At 71.6% G+C, this 19,000-nt stretch carries 17 protein-coding genes and 3 pseudogenes; 10 read left to right on the top strand and 10 right to left on the bottom strand.

Features of this window, described 5'->3' with window-relative positions:
- Positions 1-31: 31 nt before the first annotated feature.
- The 3 genes from P1P75_RS02965 (at position 32) to P1P75_RS02955 (ending at position 2,596) form a co-directional block, all read left to right on the top strand.
- Positions 32-430, top strand: a complete 399-nt coding sequence (locus tag P1P75_RS02965; RefSeq protein ID WP_319251503.1) for a helix-turn-helix domain-containing protein — start codon at positions 32-34, stop codon at positions 428-430.
- A gap of 157 nt (positions 431-587) precedes the next feature.
- Positions 588-1,307: a 2-phosphosulfolactate phosphatase gene (locus P1P75_RS02960; protein ID WP_319251501.1), complete on the top strand. Its 720-nt coding sequence runs from the start codon at positions 588-590 to the stop codon at positions 1,305-1,307.
- A gap of 35 nt (positions 1,308-1,342) precedes the next feature.
- The gene (locus tag P1P75_RS02955; RefSeq protein ID WP_319251499.1) at positions 1,343-2,596 is read left to right on the top strand and encodes a HEAT repeat domain-containing protein; all 1,254 of its coding nucleotides are present in this window, start codon (positions 1,343-1,345) and stop codon (positions 2,594-2,596) included.
- An 18-nt stretch (positions 2,597-2,614) separates the two neighbouring features.
- Here P1P75_RS02955 and P1P75_RS02950 read toward each other — a convergent pair.
- Positions 2,615-2,824 (bottom strand): annotated as a pseudogene (locus P1P75_RS02950) (hypothetical protein); the annotation flags it as partial.
- Between the two features lie 171 nt (positions 2,825-2,995).
- Here P1P75_RS02950 and P1P75_RS02945 point away from each other — a divergent pair.
- Positions 2,996-4,651 (top strand): ABC-F family ATP-binding cassette domain-containing protein, encoded by a 1,656-nt coding sequence (locus tag P1P75_RS02945; RefSeq protein ID WP_319251497.1) that lies wholly within the window; start codon positions 2,996-2,998, stop codon positions 4,649-4,651.
- Positions 4,652-4,690: 39 nt separating this feature from the next.
- Here the strand turns inward: P1P75_RS02945 and P1P75_RS02940 are convergent, their stop codons facing one another.
- The 5 genes from P1P75_RS02940 to P1P75_RS02920 all read right to left on the bottom strand — a co-directional run bounded on the left by P1P75_RS02940 (position 4,691) and on the right by P1P75_RS02920 (position 10,621).
- Entirely contained in the window at positions 4,691-5,695 is a 1,005-nt protein-coding gene (locus P1P75_RS02940; protein ID WP_319251495.1) for a HEAT repeat domain-containing protein, read from the bottom strand.
- A 4-nt stretch (positions 5,696-5,699) separates the two neighbouring features.
- A complete protein-coding gene (locus tag P1P75_RS02935) occupies positions 5,700-6,383 on the bottom strand; it encodes a HEAT repeat domain-containing protein (protein WP_319251494.1) in 684 nt (227 codons plus the stop codon).
- A 142-nt stretch (positions 6,384-6,525) separates the two neighbouring features.
- Positions 6,526-7,311 (bottom strand): sulfite exporter TauE/SafE family protein, encoded by a 786-nt coding sequence (locus P1P75_RS02930; protein ID WP_319251492.1) that lies wholly within the window; start codon positions 7,309-7,311, stop codon positions 6,526-6,528.
- Positions 7,312-7,636: 325 nt separating this feature from the next.
- Complete coding sequence (locus tag P1P75_RS02925; protein WP_319251490.1) at positions 7,637-10,237, bottom strand: Hsp70 family protein; 2,601 nt, start codon at positions 10,235-10,237, stop codon at positions 7,637-7,639.
- A gap of 6 nt (positions 10,238-10,243) precedes the next feature.
- Positions 10,244-10,621: a hypothetical protein gene (locus P1P75_RS02920; RefSeq protein WP_319251488.1), complete on the bottom strand. Its 378-nt coding sequence runs from the start codon at positions 10,619-10,621 to the stop codon at positions 10,244-10,246.
- Between the two features lie 360 nt (positions 10,622-10,981).
- Between P1P75_RS02920 and P1P75_RS02915 the strand changes: the two are divergent.
- Positions 10,982-11,133: pseudogene (locus tag P1P75_RS02915) on the top strand (transposase); the annotation flags it as partial.
- A gap of 132 nt (positions 11,134-11,265) precedes the next feature.
- Here P1P75_RS02915 and leuE read toward each other — a convergent pair.
- Entirely contained in the window at positions 11,266-11,916 is a 651-nt protein-coding gene (gene leuE / locus P1P75_RS02910; RefSeq protein ID WP_319251486.1) for a leucine efflux protein LeuE, read from the bottom strand.
- Positions 11,917-12,084: 168 nt separating this feature from the next.
- On the opposite strand from leuE, the gene P1P75_RS02905 reads away from it, so the two are divergent.
- On the top strand, positions 12,085-13,014 hold the full coding sequence (locus tag P1P75_RS02905) for a hypothetical protein (protein ID WP_319251484.1): 930 nt from the start codon (positions 12,085-12,087) through the stop codon (positions 13,012-13,014).
- A gap of 541 nt (positions 13,015-13,555) precedes the next feature.
- Here P1P75_RS02905 and P1P75_RS02900 read toward each other — a convergent pair.
- Complete coding sequence (locus tag P1P75_RS02900; RefSeq protein WP_319251482.1) at positions 13,556-14,437, bottom strand: LysR substrate-binding domain-containing protein; 882 nt, start codon at positions 14,435-14,437, stop codon at positions 13,556-13,558.
- A gap of 71 nt (positions 14,438-14,508) precedes the next feature.
- On the opposite strand from P1P75_RS02900, the gene P1P75_RS02895 reads away from it, so the two are divergent.
- From P1P75_RS02895 to P1P75_RS02885, 3 genes are read left to right on the top strand one after another with little or no spacing between them, the layout of a single operon-like run.
- A complete protein-coding gene (locus P1P75_RS02895) occupies positions 14,509-15,714 on the top strand; it encodes a thiolase family protein (protein ID WP_319251480.1) in 1,206 nt (401 codons plus the stop codon).
- Complete coding sequence (locus P1P75_RS02890) at positions 15,711-16,406, top strand: 3-oxoacid CoA-transferase subunit A (protein ID WP_319251478.1); 696 nt, start codon at positions 15,711-15,713, stop codon at positions 16,404-16,406. The genes P1P75_RS02895 and P1P75_RS02890 overlap by 4 nt, the downstream gene beginning before the upstream one ends.
- Positions 16,403-17,056, top strand: coding sequence for a 3-oxoacid CoA-transferase subunit B (locus P1P75_RS02885; RefSeq protein ID WP_319251476.1), 654 nt, complete (start codon positions 16,403-16,405; stop codon positions 17,054-17,056). Before P1P75_RS02890 ends, P1P75_RS02885 begins: the two co-directional genes overlap by 4 nt.
- Positions 17,057-17,249: 193 nt before the next feature.
- Here P1P75_RS02885 and P1P75_RS02880 read toward each other — a convergent pair whose 3' ends face one another.
- On the bottom strand, positions 17,250-17,546 hold the full coding sequence (locus tag P1P75_RS02880; protein ID WP_319251474.1) for a hypothetical protein: 297 nt from the start codon (positions 17,544-17,546) through the stop codon (positions 17,250-17,252).
- 126 nt (positions 17,547-17,672) lie between these two features.
- On the opposite strand from P1P75_RS02880, the gene P1P75_RS02875 reads away from it, so the two are divergent.
- The gene (locus P1P75_RS02875) at positions 17,673-18,530 is read left to right on the top strand and encodes an MBL fold metallo-hydrolase (RefSeq protein ID WP_319251472.1); all 858 of its coding nucleotides are present in this window, start codon (positions 17,673-17,675) and stop codon (positions 18,528-18,530) included.
- Positions 18,531-18,635: 105 nt separating this feature from the next.
- Here P1P75_RS02875 and P1P75_RS02870 read toward each other — a convergent pair.
- Positions 18,636-18,929 (bottom strand): annotated as a pseudogene (locus P1P75_RS02870) (hypothetical protein); the annotation flags it as partial.
- Positions 18,930-19,000: the final 71 nt, after the last annotated feature.

Here is a 19,000-nt window from a genome sequence, read left to right as displayed (position 1 = left end):
GGAGAGCCCGCCGACAGGGGAGAGGACCGCCATGCCGACCATGACCGCGGCCCAGCGGCGCGAGAAGGCCCGCGCCGAGTACGACGCCTTCATCAAGGCGTGCCCGACCAACCAGCTCCTGGACCGCATCAGCGACAAGTGGGTCAGCCTGGTCGTGTCCGCCCTCGCCCCCGGCCCGAAGCGCTACAGCGACCTTGCCCGCAAGATCGCCGGCGTCAGCCCCAAGATGCTCACCCAGACCCTGCGCACCCTGGAACGCGACGGCATCCTCACCCGCACGGTCACCCCGTCCGTGCCGGTCCGCGTCGACTACGCCCTCACCCCGCTCGGCAGCAACCTCGCCCTGCTGCTGGTCGCCGTGAAGGACTGGGCGGAGACCCACTTCGACGAGGTCCACGCCGCCCGCGAGCGCTACGACACCGAGGGCTGACAACTCCGCACCGGTGCGCCTCCTGCGCCACCTGGACGGCGGCACCCTTCGACTCACCGGTGAGGTTCGGTCCGTTCCGACCGGAGGGCCGGTCCGCCGAAGTGACGCGCATCACTGTTCGGGTGCTTCGGGTCGGGCATGCGCGATCATGATCGGAATGGACGCTCGTTTTCTTGGCATCACTGATCTGACCGAAGCCCCGTCCGTGGCGGTCGTGGTCGACGTCATGCGCGCCTTCACCGTGGCCGCCTGGGCCTTTGCCCAAGGGGCGGAAAAGATCGTTCTCGCCGGGTCGCTGGACGAAGCCCTGGCGCTCAAAGCCCGCCACCCGGACTGGATGGCGCTCAAGGACGGTCCGCCCGCGCCCGGGTTCGACACCGTCAACTCCCCGGGCCTGCTGCGGACCATTGACGTCGGCGGACGGACCGTCGTGCAGAAGACCACGGCAGGGACGGTCGGCGCCCTCGCCGTCAAGGAGTCGTCACTCGTGCTGTGCGCCAGCTTCGTGGTGGCGGAGGCAACGGCCCGGCTGCTGCGGACGCGCGCGAGTGACAGCGTGACGTTCGTGGTCACCGGGGAGGAGGGGCGAGCCGACGAAGACCTGGCGTGTGCTCAGTACATCGCTCGGAGGGTGACCGAGACCGAGACGGATGCCGCCGCGTTCCTCCGCCGCGCCGCCGACTCTCGCGCCGCCGCCGAACTGGCCGAGGGAGTGCGCCAAGGAGTCCATCCTGACGACGTCGCACTCTGCCTCGAGGTCGACCGGTTCCCCTTCGCCATGGTGGCGACCTTGGAAGGCTCACTCATGGTCCTGCGTCCGCACACGATGCCTTCGCCGACCGGTGAGAGCCCGCGCGCGTCCGCGGACCTCCACTGAGTCGGAAGAACACGACGGGGGACAGGGCCACGGGCATGGGTGCTTCGAGCAACGTGACGGACGGCGAGGCGGGCCTGATCTCCGCGGTTCGGGCCGGCGACCCCGCCCTGGTGAGGCGCCTCCTCCAAGCGGACTGCGACCCCGCTGTACGGGACGCCGCGTTCGGTCTCGCTGTTCGCACGTACGCCGGGGATATCGCCCAACTGCTGCTCCAGTACGGTGCGGACGCGGGCCAGTGCGGGCCGGACGAGCTGCTGCCGCTGCGCGACGCCGTCGAATCGGGGTCGCCCGCGCTGGTCGAGGCGCTCCTGGACCAGCGGATCCGGGGCAGGTACCCCCAAACGGAGCTGCTGGAAATGCTGGACCTGGCGCGCCGCCGGCACGAGGCGGGGGCCGCAGCGGAACTGCGGCGTCGCACGGGCGCCGAGGAGGCTCTCGTCCACACCCGGGTCCAGGACGACGAGTACTACCGCGTCGGCGAACTCACCCTGGGAGGCCGGTCCGTACGGGACGGGCACGCGGCGATCCTCACGGACCTGGAGGAACTGCTCGGCATCCGCGCCTCGTTCGGGGAACTGATGGCCCGCGCCCTCCACCACGACCAGGACCACCCTGCGTGGGGCCGGGCCACCATCTCGCTGGCGCACCGGCGCGACCGGGAGATCTGGGAGGCTGCCGCGGCTCTGCGTACGCATCCAGGGCCGTCTCACAGGCTGTTCGGTGCCGAGGTGCTGAGACTGACCCACCTCTTCGACGACAGTGACGCGGATGCGTACGCCGGTCCTGCCCTGGACATCTTCGCCGACTGGTCGAGGACGGAGACGGACCTCGTCGTCCTCACCGAGGTGCTGAACGCGCTGGGGGAGCAGGCCGATTCACGCGCTCAGGAGGCACTCCTGGCCTGTGCCGGCCATCCCGATGGCGGTGTCCGGCGCATGGTGGCAGCCGGATTGGGCGGATGGCGCGAGCTGCCTGACCTTTCCGACCGGGTTCGGGAGGCGCTCCTGATGTTGATGACGGACGTGGACACGGCGGTACGACGGGATGCCTGCCTCACGGTCGGACAGGGCAGTGACCGCGCTCCGGTACTCGCCGAGGCGATGGCCGCGCTGCTCGGCGACGCTGACCGCCAGGTCCAGGTCGCCGCTGTGCACGGGCTCGCCCTCCACGACGACGAGCGGTGCGTGAAGGCCGCCCGCCGTCTCGGTCCGCCGCAACCCGGCGCGTTCTCCGAGGAGCACTACCTAGACGCGGTGTGGCGCTACGAGTGGCGCCGCGACGGCCGTTGACCCCGGCAGGGCTCCGCCCCGTGCCTGGTCCAGCAGCGCCGGAGCGCACGCCTTGGCCCACGCCTCGCGGGTGATCCCGCCGGGCCCTGCCTCGTACATGGAGTGCGAGGTGTCGACGCACGCGATGACAGCGCCCCGTCCCGTGGCCTGCTCGCCCTGACTGTCGTAGAGCATCAGCTCACCGGCGGCGTAGCGCGCGGCGAATACCGCCCGCAGCTGGGGCAGGCCGAACCCGGCTGCGGAACGCGGCCCGATTCCGCGACCCGCGCGAGTAGAGACGATACGCATCGTCTTGTTATAGTGGAGGCATGGCTTTCCTCTTCTTCGTCTGAGTCCGGGCACGGCCGATGCCGCCGTCACCGCCGCCCGTAGACCCTTCGCATGCCCAGGGAAAGTCATATGCGCGACCGCGCCCAAACCGCCGTACCCACAGCCGCCCCCGTTTCCGTGGCGCAGCTGTCCGTCAAGGACGTCACCAAGTCCTACGGCACCAGGACCGTCCTCGACCAGGTCTGCTTCACCGTCCGTCCGGGAGAGAAGGCCGCCGTCATCGGCGAGAACGGCTCCGGCAAGTCCACCCTGCTGCGGCTGCTCGCCGCAGCCGAGGTGCCGGACGCCGGCGAGATCACCGTGAGTTTCCCCGGCGGAGCCGGATATCTCGCCCAGACCCTCGACCTCGACCCGGATCGCACCGTACAGGACGCCGTCGACCTCGCCCTTGCCGAACTACGCGACATGGAGGGCAGGTTGCGGGTGATGGAGAAGTCCCTCGGTGACGCGGGGGACGAGGATCTGGCCGCGTACGGCGAACTGCTGACCGTCTATGAGGATCGCGGCGGCTATGAGGCGGACGCCCGTGTCGATGCCGCGACGCACGGGCTCGGGCTGGCCCGGATCACCCGCGACCGCCCGCTCGGCTCGCTCTCCGGCGGAGAGCAGTCGCGGCTCGCGCTCGCCTGCGTCCTGGCCGCCGCCCCCGAACTCCTGCTCCTCGACGAACCGACGAACCACCTCGACGCGGCGGCCGTGCGCTGGCTGGAGGAGCACCTGCGCGCACACCGCGGCACCGTCGTCGCGGTCACCCACGACCGCGGCTTCCTCGAGCGCATCGCCACCACGATCCTCGAGGTCGACCGGGACGCGTGCACGGTGCTCCGGTACGGCGACGGCTGGGCCGGCTACCGCGCCGCGAAGGCCGCCGCACGACGCGGCGCTGAGCAGCGGTATGCGGACTGGGTCGAGGAGGTGGCCCGCGCGGAGGAACTGCTGCAGGCCGCGGGCAGGCGTCTTGCCACCACCGGCCGCGACCCGAAGCAGGGTTTCGGCAAGCACCGCCGCTCGCACGACGCGAAGCTCGGCGGGCAGGTGCGCTCCGTCCGGGAGCGCTTGGGCCGGCTGCGGCGCAACCCGGTGGCGGAGCCGCCGGCACCGCTCCGCTTCACGACGGCCCTGCCGGCGCCCCCCGGCCCCGCCGAGGACGGTTCCCTCGCCGAGTACGACGGCGTACAGGTCGGCGAGCGGCTGTGTCTGGACGGGCTCCTCACCCTCGCTGCCGGACAGCGGCTGCTGGTCACGGGCGAGAACGGCGCCGGCAAGACGACCCTCCTGCGCGTCCTGGCGGGAGACCTGGAGCCGGACGCCGGCACGGCACGCCGCCCCGCCCGGATCGGCTACCTCGCACAGGAACTGCCCACTCACTCGACGCGGCTCCCGCTGCTCGCCGCTTTCGCGGCCGGGCGGCCCGGACCGGCCGACGAACACGCCGGACAGCTCCTGGCACTGGGCCTGTTCCGCCAGGAGGACCTGGGAGTCCCGGTCGCCGCCCTGTCCGCGGGACAGCGGCGGCGGCTTCAGATCGCCCGCCTGGTGACCCTGCCCGCGGACCTCCTCGTCCTCGACGAACCGACCAACCACATCGCGCTCGACCTGGTCGAGGACCTTCAGGCCGCGCTCGCGGCATACCCGGGAGCGGTGGTCATGGCGTCGCACGACCGAGGCTTTCAGGAGGGCTTCGAAGGGGAGCAGCTGGAGCTGCGCGCCGGCCGCAGGTGCTGAGACCGCCCTGTGCCGACGGGGTGACGTACGCCGGTCCGGTCACCGCGCGTCGCGTAGCCGAAGGACGTACGCGGCAGTCAGCGCGACGGCACGGTCCTCGTCGTGCGACAGCTCCACGAGGGCACGCGAGGCATTCGGCCCCGGGACGGAGGCCAGCGCCTGAGTCAGCCGTCCCCGTACCGGCGCTGGAGCGGTGCCCTGGGCGAGGCGGTCGACGAGCCTGGTCGCGATCTCATCCGCCCTCGCGGTGTCCCTCGCCACCACACCCAGCGCGTCGGCCGCGTCGACGTCGTTCCTGCCGTCCACGATCATGTCGATGAGCGTCGGGACCGCATCGGGCACTCCCCGTGTCCCCAGGGCCAGGGCCGCATATCCGCGGACCACGACATCGGGGTGCGCGAGGGCCTGCCGCAGCTGGGCGGCAGCGTCACCGCCGGGCATCTCGGCCAGGGATCGAACGGCACGTTCCCGCACCGCGGCGACCGGTGATCCGAGCCCCTCCGCCAGCAGTGCCGGACCTCCGTCGCCCGATCGCGCCAGCGCCCACCGCAGGGCTCCGGCCACGTTGGGCTCCGTCTCGCTCAGTGCCGCCTCCACCAGCGCCTCCACCGGCACCCCGGCCTCGTCGACCGAGGAAAGGGCCGCGCGCTGGCGCGTGTCGGCGCTCTTCGAGCCCAGGGCCTGGAGGAGCGCGACGACGCGGAGAACGTCCTCCCAGCCGTCAGGGTCCGCGGCATCGATCCGACACAACCGTGTGAGCAACTCGGTCTCGGCCGCGATGCGTTCGCGTGTCCGGCCGATGAGGTCGCCGACGAGCTCGGTCGGTGTGAAGCCGGGATCGTCGAGCGCGCGTCCGATCTCGCGCAGCGACAGCCCCAGCGACCGAAGGCTCTCGACATGGAAGATCCGCCGGATGTCCTCCCCGGAGTACTCCCGATAGCCGGAGCCCGTGCGGCCGGAGGGCCGTACCAGGCCGAGCGACTCGTAATGGCGGAGCATGCGGGCACTGACCCCGGACCGTCGCGCCACCTCACCGATCAACACGTCCCTAGCGTCCCCCCTGGTGGGAGCCGCCGAGGGCGATGACGCGCTTCGCTTCCTCGATCGCGAACTCGAATCCGGCGTCCGGGTCGCGCAGCAGCCGCTGTGTGGCGAGTGCGTGGGCGCACACATACGGGTCAGGGGACGTCGCCGCGGCCCTCACGGCCGGTCCGATCACGTCACCCAACGCGACCAGTGCCCGGCTGAGACTCAGCTGCGTCTCCCGCTCACCGCGCCCGAGCTGTGTCGCCAGCACCTCGGCCAGGGCTGGCCTCTCGCCGTCCGGCACGAGCACGACGGCGGCACGCCAAGCGCTCCGCGCCACGTCGGTGTCGGCGTCGGACAGCAGTTTCCGCGTGATCGCCGGCCATGCCCGCCGGTCCCCGATCTTGGACAGTGTGTGCAGCGCCTGGCTCCGTGCCTGCGCCCGCTCCGAGCGGACTTCACGGACCAGTCCGGGGAGCGTCATGGCCACGGGGTGGCGGGTGAGCGCCCAGGTCAGCATGTCGCGGACGAGGAACTCGGGCTCGATCGCGCACCGCTCGACGAGCCTGTCGACGAAACGAGGATCAGGTGCCGTGCCGGCCGCCAGGCCGGCCCGCAGCCGCACGGACGAACAGCTGTCCTCCAGCCCCTTGAGCACCCGTACCGCATCCGCATCCGCATCCCTGTCGTGTCCCGTGATCGTCATTGAGAGCACCTCCTGCCAGGCAGTGAAGACCCTGTCACCGTGTCAAGGTCAACCGAGTCCGGTTGCGATCACCGGTCCTTGGGGGGTGAGTTCGCCGGCCAGATCTGGGCCTTGCCTGCAAAGGCGCGCGTGCCCCGAGGCCTCAGCTCAGGGTCTGCGCGGCGTAGAGCACGCCGAGGGCGGTGGCGAGGGTGCCGAGCAGGAGCCGTAGGCCTCGTTCGGGGAGGCGGGGTTGCAGGCGTGCGCCGAGATAGCCGCCGATCAGTCCGCCGGTGCCGCAGGCAAGCCCGAGCCACCAGTGCGGGGTGACGTCGGCGGAACTCACCAAGGACAGCAGAACGTAGGCGGCGGCGCCGACGAGGGAGGTGGCGAAGGTGGCGGCGAGCGCGGCCGGGGCGACGCGTGCCATGGGCAGGCCGCGGCCGGCGAGTATCGGCCCGAGGAGGGAGCCGCCGCCGATGCCGTAGATCCCGCCGACCACGCCGACGACCAGGGCCAGGCCGGTGAGGGTACGCGGGGACAACTCGCCCTTGGGCGGCGGCCGGTGGTGGACCGGGGTGAGGGCGCGCAGGCACAGCCACGGGCCGAGCGGCAGCAGCAGGGCGGCGATCAGGAGCCGGAAGACGTCCGGGCCGGGGATGGCGAAGACGCGGATGGCGGCGCCGAGGACGACGCCGGGCAGGGTGCCCAGCACCAGACGCCGGGCAAGGCCGCCGCGCAGGGCACCGTCGTGGCGGTAGCGCCACAGGGGGCCGGGCCCGGCCACGACGTTGAACAGCAGGTTGGTCGGAGTGACGGCCGGGTTGGGCACGCCGAAGACGCTCAGCTGGACGGGGAGAAGGAACACGGCGCCGGACACGCCGGCCGGTGCCGTCACGGTCGAGATCAGCAGCCCGGCAGCCAGCCCTCCCAGTACTGTCCAGTCCACTTACGCCCCCGCTCCCTGCCTCGTCACCCGGTCAGTATCGGGTTCGCGGAGGGCGGTGGTGCGACCTGCAACAAAATGTTCACGAGGGGCTGGACGGCGGCTGCCCGGCGTGTCTCCGTGTCGACCGGGGGATCCGCGTTGCCCGTACGAAGCCCGCCCGTCGCTGGTCTGCTTGAGGCATGCGCCGGCGGGGCGGGGCCAGTTCGTGGTGTGTCGCCTGCATCGTGCTCGGGTTGGTCCTGGTCGGCTGGGCGTCAGCCGCATCGGGCCGACGTACGACCGCGAGCACGGGCATCGGGTCTTTGCCGGCGTGCAGTCTCGGGGGTCAGGATTCGGGGCGGTCGGACGGGACCTTGGCCCCGGGGACGAGGTCGCGGAGCGACGGCCAGCGGGGCGAGCGGACGAGGTCGGCGGCCCGAGCGGTGGTGGAGCGGTCCACGTTCACCGACCATGTCCGGCCGGTGAACGTGGCCGCCGAGGCGGGGGTGCCGGACACCCGGAGTTCCTTGGCCTCGACGCACAGGATCCCGTTGGCGTCGATGTCGAAGGACACTTCGACCAGTGGGGTGCCTTTCGCATGGCGTGGCAGGTCGGTGAGTTCGAGGACGGCGAGCGAGGTGTTCTCCGAGGACCGCTCGCCCTCGCCTTCGAGGATGTGCAGGACCATGGTCGCCTGGTTCGCCGCCCCGGTGACGAAGACCTCGCTGCGCTTGGTCGGGATGGTGGTGTTCCGCTCGATCATCTTCGTCATGGCTGCGCCGGAGACCTCCAGGCCGAGGGAGGCCGAGCACACGTCGAGGAGGAGTATGTCCTTCAGCCCTCCGGAGAGGACGCCGCACTGCAGGGCGGCGCCTGTCACGATCCCTTCCGGGATCAGACCGCGGTAGGGCCGCCTGCCGTTCATGATCCGGCTCATCAGCTCGCCGATCGCGGGCATCCGGGTGGCCCCGCCGGTAAGGATCACCTGGTCCAGCTCGGACCGCTCGACCATGGCGTCGTGGAGCGCGCGTTCCACAGGCCTGCGGCAGCGTTCCAGCAGGTCCTGCGTCAAGGCCTCGAACTGCCGGCGGGTCAGGGTCTCTTCGACGTGCAGCGGAGTGCCTTCGGAGGCCGTGAGGTAGGGCAGCGTGATGGTCGTGGTGCTCGCCGACGACAGTTCGATCTTCGCGGCCTCGGCCGCCGCCTGGAGCCGCTGCATCGCCTCGACGTTCTGGCCGAGGCCCACCCCGTACTGGTCCCACACCCGGCGCAGGAGGTACTGGACGATCCGCTGGTCCCAGTCGTCACCGCCGAGGTGGTTGTCGCCCGCGGTCGCCTTCACCTCGACGACCTCGACGTCCGTCACGTCGATGAGGGAGACGTCCAGGGTGCCACCGCCGAGGTCGAAGACGAGGACGAGTGCCTCCTGCCCGCGGCTCAGTCCGTACGTCATCGCCGCCGCCGTCGGCTCGTTGATGACCCGCAACGCGCGGATGCCTGCTCGGTCGGCGGCCTGCACCAGGGCCGCCCGCTGGTCCCGGGCGAAGTTGGCCGGGACCGTGAGCACCGCGCCCTGCAACGGGCCCCCTGCATAGGCCTCCGCATCCTCCCGAAGCCGCCGCAGGATGTGCTGCGCCACGTCCTCCGCCGTCAGGCGGACCGTGCCCCGGGTGATGCTCCAGTCCGTGCCCAGTTTCAGCTTCGCCGAGCGGATCGTGTAGTCGGGATTGGTGATCGCCTGACGCTTGGCGGGAGTTCCCACCAGGATGTCGCCCGTCTCGGTGATGGCCACCAGGCTGGGTGTGGTGAGGGCGCCCTCCGCGTTGGGGATCAGGCGCACGTCCTCGCCCTCGAACAGGGCGATCGCCGAGTTCGTCGTACCGAAATCGATGCCGACGACCGGGCCGTGGCCAAAGCCGCCGACGGGTGGGCGGGCAGCGGCAGGGCGGGGTGCGCGGGCCGTGGGGACCTCGCCCAAGCCTCGCTCGTGCCACAACTGCCGTGCTCTGCGGGCCACTTCGCGGTCGCCGTCGGCGATCAGGCCGAGCAGGGAGGTACGGGCCGCCTCCCGGGTGGGCTCCCGGACGCTGCCCAGGAGTTGCTCGACGAGGTGGAGGGAGCCGATGCGCTTCCACGGCTGGGGGTCCAGGGCCGCCGCGCGCATCTCCGTCAGGCGGTCGATGTCCAGGTGGCGGGGACTGCGCGCCAGGTAGATCGTGCCCTGGGCGTTGTCCACACTGAGGGTGGGGGTCTGGCCGGCGATGCGGTTGCGTACCTGGCCGTGGACGTACTCGTAGAGCTCCTCGACGGAGACGAAGCCGTCGCCGTCCAGGTCGGCGGAGCCGTCGCGCAGGCCGCCCACGACCGCCGAGGTGAACACGGACGGCTGGGCCGGGGCGCGGCTGTGGCGGACGTCGCGCTCACCCTCGTACGCGTACTGGAGAGCCGTCGAGGCGGTCAGGACCACCCGGCCGTTGCCCGCGAAGGGCTCGGCCACGTCGACCGTGGGCGTCCCTGAGTTCCGGCGCAGGGCGTTCATGGGGAACGCGCCGCTGTAGCAGCAGTCCAGCAGGACGACGATCCGGCGGGAGCGGCTCGCGCCCATCCAGTCGCCGAGGACCTCCGCGGGGACGGCTGTCGAGCGGAGGTAGTCGAGCTCGGTGTCCCGCATGATGAAGTGCAGGCGGCCCCTGGTGTCCTTCCAGCCGTGCAGGGACAGATGGAGGAGGAGCAGGTCGTCGCGGGCCGCCTTGGTGAAGAAGGACTCCAGGGCGCGCATCGCGGGACGCTGCGCTACGTCGACGAGCGTCTCGGCCTCGAAGCCGCCGATGTCGGGGGAGCCGAGCACCTCGGCGAGGGCGGTCGCGTCCGCGGTGGCCGCCGGGAGCGTGGCGAAGTGGTCGTCGTCGTAGACGCTGTTGGCGATGATCAGGGCGCGGCTCGTCACGGCGGATCAGTCCCCGTGGCGGCGGAGGAACTCCTCCAGAGCGCGCTGCTGCACCTCGTCGCTCACCCCGGTCAGTTCGATCTCGTCCTCGCCGATCTTGAGGCGGACGTTGCCCGAGCGGCGCCGGTTCAGCCAGTCCTGGACCAGGGCGGCCAGCACCGGGAGCAGGGCGCCGCTGCCGCCGAGGCCGAGGAGGAGCGCGCCCAGTTGCACGGCCTCGGTGGAGCGGGCGCCCGGTGGTGGCGGGCCCTGCGTCACCCGGTCGAGGCTGTCGAGATCCAGCTCGCTCAACTCGGCGATCAGCTGCTGGAGTTGTTCCTCGGCGTACTCTTCGTCGTCTCCGACGTCGAGTACGAGCACCACCGGAATCGTCCTGGTCCCCACGACGCCACCCCCGTTCACACGCGTCCAGTGAACTGTAGCGACGCGCGGCCGGGCGGGGGGCCGGTCCGAAGAGATCAGGTGGGCGGAGTTGGCGGAGGCGTAGTCCACGCCCTCCCGGAGACCATGCCGTGGAGAGGGCGGGCGCGGACGGGGCCTGCCGCCCCTTGTGCGGCCTGGGCGCGGGGCCCGCTGTACGCGCCCTCGTCGGCGCGGGGGAGTCGTGCGGGGATGAGTGGCCGCCCGGCTCTTCGGGGCGCCCTGGCTGCTGATTGAGAAGTGCGCCCACGTCGCCTTTTAGGAGATGACAGCGGGGTGTGTTCCTCGGGCCGACGGCATGCTGTTCGGAGCGAGGAGGGGCAAGTGAGCGAGCGACGGGCGCGGGTCTGGGTCGCCATCGACGCGGGCAAGGGGCATCACTGGGCGGCAGTGGTCGATGAGGCCGGCGCGCGACGCTGTGGTCGAAGAAGATCGACAACGCCGAGTCGGCGATCCTGACCGCGCTCGGGAAAATGGCACGATTCACCGACCCTGCCTGGTACCTGCCCCGCAACGATGAGGGCGGGGACGAGCGCGCGCTCAAGGGGTACGAGGCCCGCGAGGTGCGCTACTGACCTGTCGGCACAGCGCTGCCGGCGCGTTCAGGATCAGGCGTTGGCCAGCGACAGTTTGACGGCGAACCCGAGGAAGAGCGCACCCGCGGCCGAAGTGGCCCCCGCGGCCAGCCGCTGGCGTCGCCGGAACGCTGACGCCAGGCGCGTCCCGCTGAAGATCAGCGCGCTGAGGTACAGCACGCTCGCCAACTGCGCGAACATGCCCAGAACGACGAACGACAGGGCCGGGTGCGCGTAGCCGGGGTCGACGAACTGCACGAAGAAGGCCACGAAGAACAAGATCGCCTTGGGGTTGACGAGGCTGATGACCAAGGCCCGCAGGAAAGGCCGCTCGTCGGCGACGGCGGCGGCAGGGGCGCCGGGCGCGGTCCGCTCCCGTCGGCTGCGCCACATCCCCCATGCGGCCCGGAGCATCCCGACGGCCAGCCACGTCAGGTAGCCGGCGCCGACGTATTTCACGATGCCGAAGAGCAGGGCGTTGCCCTGGAGCAGCGAGGCGACCCCGGCGGCGGAGAGGGTCATGAGCACGGCGTCGCCGCACCACACGCCTGCTGCGGCGCTGTAGCCGGGCCGAACCCCGCGCCGGGCGGCCACGGAGAGAACGTACAGAGAGTTGGGGCCGGGCAGCAGAATGATCAGGGCGAGGCCCGCCAGGTAGGTGGGGAGGTCGTTGACGCCGAACATGGCAGGAGTGTCGCACGCCGGCGCGGAAAGGCCCCGAGGGGGCGCTGCGCCGGGTGCGCTGGGCAGATCCGCACAATGGCCCAGGTGCCGTGGGTCCGTCGTGCCGTGCCGTGCCGTGTGTGCCGCCGTCCGGGAACCGGAGGCGGCCGCCCCGGCGTGATCACGGGAATGATGCAGAGGCAGGCACCGGAGCGTGCGGTCGGACACCTGACGGCGGTCTGGCTGATCGGATGTGCCCTGACCCACCTGCAGTCGCAGGCGGTGCTCATCGCCCTGTTCGCCGACGGACCGGGGCTGTTCGGTGTCGTAGTCGTCGGCGGTGGCGTGGTCGTCGGGGCGGTGGCCGTGTTGGCGTGGCTCGGATCCGCCGCCCGCACACTCGTGCCGCTCCTGCGCCGGACGCACGGACGGTGGGCCTGGGCGGCGGGCGTCTACACGCTCGGCACCGCCGGCGCGTGCGGGGCCGCCGCGGTGCGCTTCGAGATCGATCACCTGGAGAACGGGCTTCTGCTCTACCTCGCCGGAGGCACGTGCTACGCGCTCGCAGCCGCACTCTTCCTGGAGGGCCTCCGTGTCAGGATGGGCGCTCTCGGAGCGGCGAGCGCCCTCACCATCGGTGGAATGTACGCAGCCTGGGCGGCCGGGCAGCCTCCTACCCTCGATGAGTGGATCACGGCCAACGGCGTGGACCGTATCCTGCTGCGGGTCGGGGACCCGCCGCCCGGCTACGCGCTGAACGTCATGGGCGCGAGCGCGGACGGCTTCGGCGTCGACTACGAGGGGCCAAACTCCGCACGGGTACACCTCCACGTGGCGCCCGCGGGACACGACACCCGCCGCGTCGACGCCCGTGGTTGCCCGGTTCCCTTCGGGGATCCCATCCGGTGCACGGACGACGGCGGAGGCCGCCAACTGGTGACCTTCGTGGGCAGTTACGAGCATCAGGAGTTGCGCCTGCGCCGCGACGCGCTCGTCTACACCGTGACCGTGGAGGGCTCCCGCACCGATCTTTCCGCCGCCCGGCACATTCTGTCGACGCTCAGGCCGGCCACCGACACGGAACTCACCGGCCTGCTTGAGCTGCCGATCCCGCGATGAGCCGCCTGGCTTCTCCTCCGCCTCAGCGTCTTCCTCCTCCACCGATCGGGTGTCCGCGCACTCGGCCCTCCGTCTGCTTCCGGATGCCGTGCGGATCGAGTTGCTTTCGCCACTCGCGGTTCAGGCCCCCGCCGAGCCGCAGAACTCGCGCTCCGACCACCGGCCTTGGCGGGCGGTCGATGGACCCGTCCGCCGGAGGCGATCAGGAGTGGTCACCTCGTTTCAGTGCCGTTGTGTGCCTGGTGGCGGACGGCACCGGTCCTCCGGGACGGACCGACGTGTGCGGGGGCGGACCGATGTGTGCGGGGGGCGGCGATCCGCTCACTCGTCGGCAGGGTCCTGGTCGAAGAGCAGGTGGACGAAGTCGGTGACGGGTCCGACGATGTCGAGGTCGGGGTCGAGGACCCACGCGGCACGGTGCGGACGCCGCCACGGCTTTCCGGCGACCGCGAGGGAACGGGGCGCGCCGCCGGTGTCCGACGGGACGGCTACGCCGTGAGTGTCCTGCGCCGAGGTGGCCCGTCCAGCGGCGGTGGACGTCTCAGAACATCGCCCGGATGATCCCCACGGTGCGCGCCAGATGCGGCTCGGAGCGGTCGGCACGGTGGGCCACGGCCAGTTCCACGCGTGCGTCGGCCCCGGCCAGCGGCAGGTAGGCGACGCCGTCGAGCGCCAGCGCGGTCACGGGCTCGGGCACGATGGCGAGGCCGAGGCCACCGGCCACGAGCGTGATCAGCGTCGAGGTCTCGCCGACCTCGTGGCGGATGTGCGGCTCGACGCCGGCGTCGCGCAGGAGGCCCAGCACGACGTCGTACATCACCGACCGGCGGTCGGCGGAGTGCACGATCAGGTCGGCACCGGCCAGGTCCGCGGCCCGCAACCGCTTCTGGCGGGCGAGAGGGTGGTCGACGGGCACGGCGACGACGAGCCGGTCCCGGCGCACGACGTGCACGGTGAGGGAGACGTCGGCCGCCACCGGGCGCAACAGCGCGACGTCGATCGCGCCGGTACGCAGCGCCTCGACCTGGTCGGGCGCGAGCATCTCGCCGCGGAAGGAGAAGTCGACGCCGGGAAGCTCCTCGGTGAGCCGCCGCGAGAGCGCGGGCAGGAGGCTGTACGTCGCCGAGCCCACGCAGCCGATCGCGAGGTGGCCCACCGAGCCCGCGGCGACGAGCCGTGCGTGATGGGCGGCCTCGTCGACGTCGGCGAGGATCGCGCGCGCCCGCTCCAGATAGGCCCGGCCGGCCTCGGTGAGGTCGACGCGGCGTGTGGTGCGGTGCAGCAGCGCGACGCCGAGCTCTGCTTCGAGCTGGCGGATCTGCGTGGAGAGCGGCGGCTGGGCCATGTGGAGCCGCTCGGCGGCGCGACCGAAATGGCGCTCCTCGGCCACCGCCACGAAGTACCGCAGGTGGCGTAGATCCATATGCCGTCCGTATCAATCAGCTCGTATATGCGTACTTCAGAATATCGCGGCTCGGCACTAGCGTCGCTGCCATGAGTGCCTTCCTGTACGCCGCGACACGGACGCCGTTCGGCCGCTTCAACGGCGCGCTGGCCGGAGTCCGCCCCGACGACCTCGCCGCCGCCGCGATCACCTCGACGCTCGCCCGGGTGCCGGGCCTCGACCCGGCCGCGATCGACGACGTGGTGTGGGGCAACGCCAACGGCGCCGGCGAGGAGAACCGCAACATCGGCCGCATGGCGGCGTTGCTCGCCGGGCTTCCGGTGAGCGTGCCCGGCACCACGGTCAACCGGCTGTGCGGTTCGAGCCTCGACGCGGCGATGACGGCCAGCCGCACGATCGAGTCCGGCGACGCCGAGGTGGTGTTGACCGGCGGCGTGGAGTCGATGACGCGTGCGCCGTGGGTGCTGCCCAAGTCGGCGAAGCCGTTTCCGGCCGGCGACGTCACCGCGGTCTCGACCACGCTCGGCTGGCGGCTGGTCAACCCACGGATGCCCAAGGAGTGGACCGTCAGCCTCGGCGAGGCCAACGAGCAGCTCCGGGAACGCTTCGGGATCTCCCGTGAGCGGCAGGACGAGTTCGCCGCCCGCTCCCACCGACTCGCCCACGCGGCATGGGAGTCGGGCTTCTACGACGACCTGGTGGTGCCGGTAGAGGGCGTCGGCCTGACCCGCGACGAGGGCATCCGGGCGGGATCCACACCGGCGGTCCTGGCCGGGCTCAAGCCGGTCTTCCGTACGGCGGAGCAGGGCGGCACCATCACGGCGGGCAACGCCAGCCCGCTCAACGACGGTGCCTGCGCGGTGCTGCTGGGCAGTGAGAAGGCCGCGGCCACGATCGGGGCGGACCCGATCGCCCGTATCGCAGGCCGCGGCGTGATGGCGCTGGAGCCCCAGGCCTTCGGCTACGCCCCGGTCGAGGCCGCCCACCGTGCGCTGGCGCGGGCCGGGATCGGCTGGGACCAGGTGGGCGCGGTCGAGCTCAACGAGGCCTTCGCCGTGCAGTCGCTCGCCTGCCTCGACGCGTGGAAGGTCGACCCCGCCCTCGTCAACCGGAAGGGCGGCGCCATCGCGATCGGGCACCCGCTGGGCGCCTCCGGCGGACGCGTCCTCGCCACGCTGGCCAAGGTGCTGCGCGAGACGGGGCAGCGCTACGGCGTCGCCGCGATCTGCATCGGGGTCGGACAGGGCCTGGCCGTCGTGCTGGAGAACTGCGCTGTCACGGGGGCGCACCGATGAGCAGGGCGGAGATCGTCGACAGCGCGGACGCGGCGGTCGCCGGCATCGAGGACGGCTCCACGGTCCTCGTGGGCGGCTTCGGCATGGCGGGCATGCCGTTCGACCTGATCGACGCGCTCATCCGGCAGGGCGCGAAGGACCTCACGATCGTGTCCAACAACGCCGGCAACGGTGACGTCGGACTGGCCGCCCTGCTGGCCGCCGGCCGGGTGCGCAAGGTGCTCTGCTCCTTTCCGCGCCAGGCCGACTCCTGGGTCTTCGACGGCCTCTACCGCGAGGGGAAGATCGAGCTGGAGGTGGTCCCCCAGGGCAACCTCGCCGAGCGGATGCGCGCGGCCGGTGCGGGTATCGGCGCGTTCTACTGCCCGACGGCGGTCGGCACGCCGCTGGCCGAGGGCAAGGAGGAGCGTGAGATCGACGGCCGCAAGTACCTGCTGGAGTACCCCATCAGGGGTGACTACGCGCTGATCGGCGCGCACCTCGCGGACGCGATGGGCAACCTCGTCTACCGGAGGACGGCCCGCAACTTCGGACCGGTGATGGCCACGGCCGCGACGACGACCATCGTCCAGGTCGACGAGGTCGTCGAGCCCGGACAGCTCGACCCCGAGGCCGTCGTCACCCCGTCCATCTACGTCGACCGGGTCGTGCAGGTCCAGGCCCGCCACTACACCGTGCAGGGGGCCCGATGACCACCACACCGAGCACACAGCCGTACGTCGATCACCGGCTGACGATGGACGAACTGGCGGCCGTCATCGCACGCGACATCCCGGCCGGTTCCTTCGTCAACCTCGGTATCGGGCAGCCCACCAAGATCGCCGATCACCTGCCGGCCGACTCCGGGGTGGTCCTGCACACCGAGAACGGCATGCTCAACATGGGTCCGAGGGCCGAGGGCGACGCCATCGACCCCGACCTGACCAACGCAGGCAAGGTCCCGGTGACCGAGCTGCCGGGGGCGGCCTACTTCCACCACGCCGACTCCTTCGCCATGATGCGCGGCGGCCACCTCGACGTCTGCGTCCTGGGGGCCTACCAGGTCGCCTTCGACGGCGATCTCGCCAACTGGCACACGGGCAAGCCCGACGCCATCCCGGCCGTCGGCGGCGCCATGGACCTCGCCATCGGCGCCAAGGACGTCTACGTGATGATGACCCTCTTCACCCGCTCCGGAGAACCCAAGCTCGTGCCGCGGTGCACCTACCCGCTCACCGGCGTCGGCTGCGTCAGCCGCGTCTACACCGACTGCGGCGTCTTCGACGTCGGCCCCGACGGCGTACGGATCCGGGAGACCTACGGCGTCGGCACCCGCGAACTCGCGGAGCGGCTCGGCCTGTAGAGCCGTCGCCAGGCGCCGATGCGCACATCTCCGCGTGCCCGGCTCCCGGCCGCGGACATCCCGGCGCCTGCTGCCCCCGCCGTACAACCCGTGCGAGGCAGGTGGGTGGCATCGAATCGGACCGCCCGGGTCGCGTCATGGACGAGGAGGCGCGCGCAGGCCCGCTTCGGCAGCAGGGCGCAGCTCTGCGGACCTACTGCCGAGCCGTACTGGTGGCCACGATGTCGATGGCGACTCGAAGAGGCGTCTCCGCCATCCCCAGCAGGGCCCGGGTGATGGCGATCGCCGGGATGATGCCCACACCGCGCTCGGCCAGGAAGGTCTGGACAGCCTCCATCCCGTCCTTGGCGAGGATGGGCCGGGACTCCTCGACCAGTGTGACCCAGCGGGCGGCCTCCTCGGGGCGCAGCCCGCCGACGTGGTCGAACATGGCCGACTCGGACTCGGGGGCGGTGAGACTCGAAGCCTCCCGCTTCCTCTTGAAGATCACCGGCTCACCTCAGGCCCGAGGTCCGCCCGTCGTCAGCAGACCAGGATCGTTCGAATCCCTTCCCACCACACCTCTGGGCCGGGGAAGGCCGTTGGCCGGGAATCCCGGCGTGGCAGGATCGCAGCCATGTCCCTCAGCGTGCCCCGCCTCAGGATCGGCTCGACCGAGATCATCGCCCTCGCCGACGGCGAGGGACCGTTCTTCTCCCCGCGCGGCGAGGCCTTCCCCGAGGCCACGGCCGCTCACTGGGCCGAGGCCGACCGATACGACCCGGGAGCGGTCGACCCCGAGGGCCGCTGGCGGCTCCAGTTCCGCGCCTACGCCATCCGTGGCGACAAGGGCCTCACCGTCGTCGACGCCGGGATCGGACCTGCGGACAGCCCGGCCGGCTCATGGGCGCCCGTGCCCGGTGTGCTCCCCGAGTCGCTCGCCGCCGCGGGCATCGACCCCGCCGAGGTCGACACCGTGGTCCTCACGCATCTGCACACCGACCACGTCGGATGGGCGGTCGTCACCGAGGCGGCCGTCCCCTCAGCGGGTGGTACGCCTTCGCCCGCCGGTGCGACCGGTGGCCGACGCCCCTATTTCCCGAACGCCGAATACCTGCTCCAGCGTGCCGAGTTCGACGCCCTCGACGCGCTCAACCCGCAGCTTCGCGAGACCCTCACCGAACCGCTCGCGGCGGCCGGTCGGCTCCGGCTCCTGGACGGGGACACTGCGCTGCGCGCCGGACGCGCGGTCGCCACGCCCGGTCACACGCCCGGGCACCAGAGTGTGCTGGTCGCCGACGGGCGCGAGCTGGCTCTCGTCACCGGCGACCTGCTGGTGCACGCGCTCCAACTCCTCCACCCCGAGCTGGCCTACGCGCACGAGAACGACCCGGAGGCGGCAAGGCAGTCACGAGAGCGCATGCTCAGCCGCACAACCGCCACCCCGCTGCACCTGGCGACGCCGCATCTGACGGAGCCGTTCATCTCGGCGTGACGCGGGCGGACACCATCCGGTGCAGACAGCGCCGACGCACGACAAGGAGATCCCCCTTCACGACCGGGAAGGCAGCCGCTCGTTCGGCAGTCACGGCACGGCTGATCAGCGGCTGTTGCCCGGGTGGTGGACGCTGAGGTCGCCGTACGCAGACAGAACGTCTGCCAGGTCACCGGGTTCGTGCCGCAGGGTGGTGTCCAGGAAGGCGAGCGTGGTTGCGGCGACGACGCGCGGGCTCTCGGTGCGGCCCAGGGAGCCCACGAGGGAGGGCACGGGCGGCAGGTACAGGGGGCCGTCCATGAAGGTGAGGTGTGCGGCGCCGGGGATGGTGAGCCGGTGACTCGTCGCGCTGTTGAGCTTGAGGGCCTTGGTGAGGCGGGGCAGGTAGTGCGGGTCGGTCTCGGGGGCTGTGTCTTTTCAAAATCTCCCAACCCCACAACAAAGCAAAAAACCTCGATGGCGCCCTTTTT

Origin of the sequence: Streptomyces sp. ID05-39B (assembly GCF_033794725.1) — a bacterium.
Classification (GTDB): Bacteria; Actinomycetota; Actinomycetes; order Streptomycetales; family Streptomycetaceae; genus Streptomyces; species Streptomyces bobili.
The sequence above is the reverse complement of the archived record's forward strand: the minus strand, read 5'-3'. Positions and strand labels throughout refer to the sequence as shown.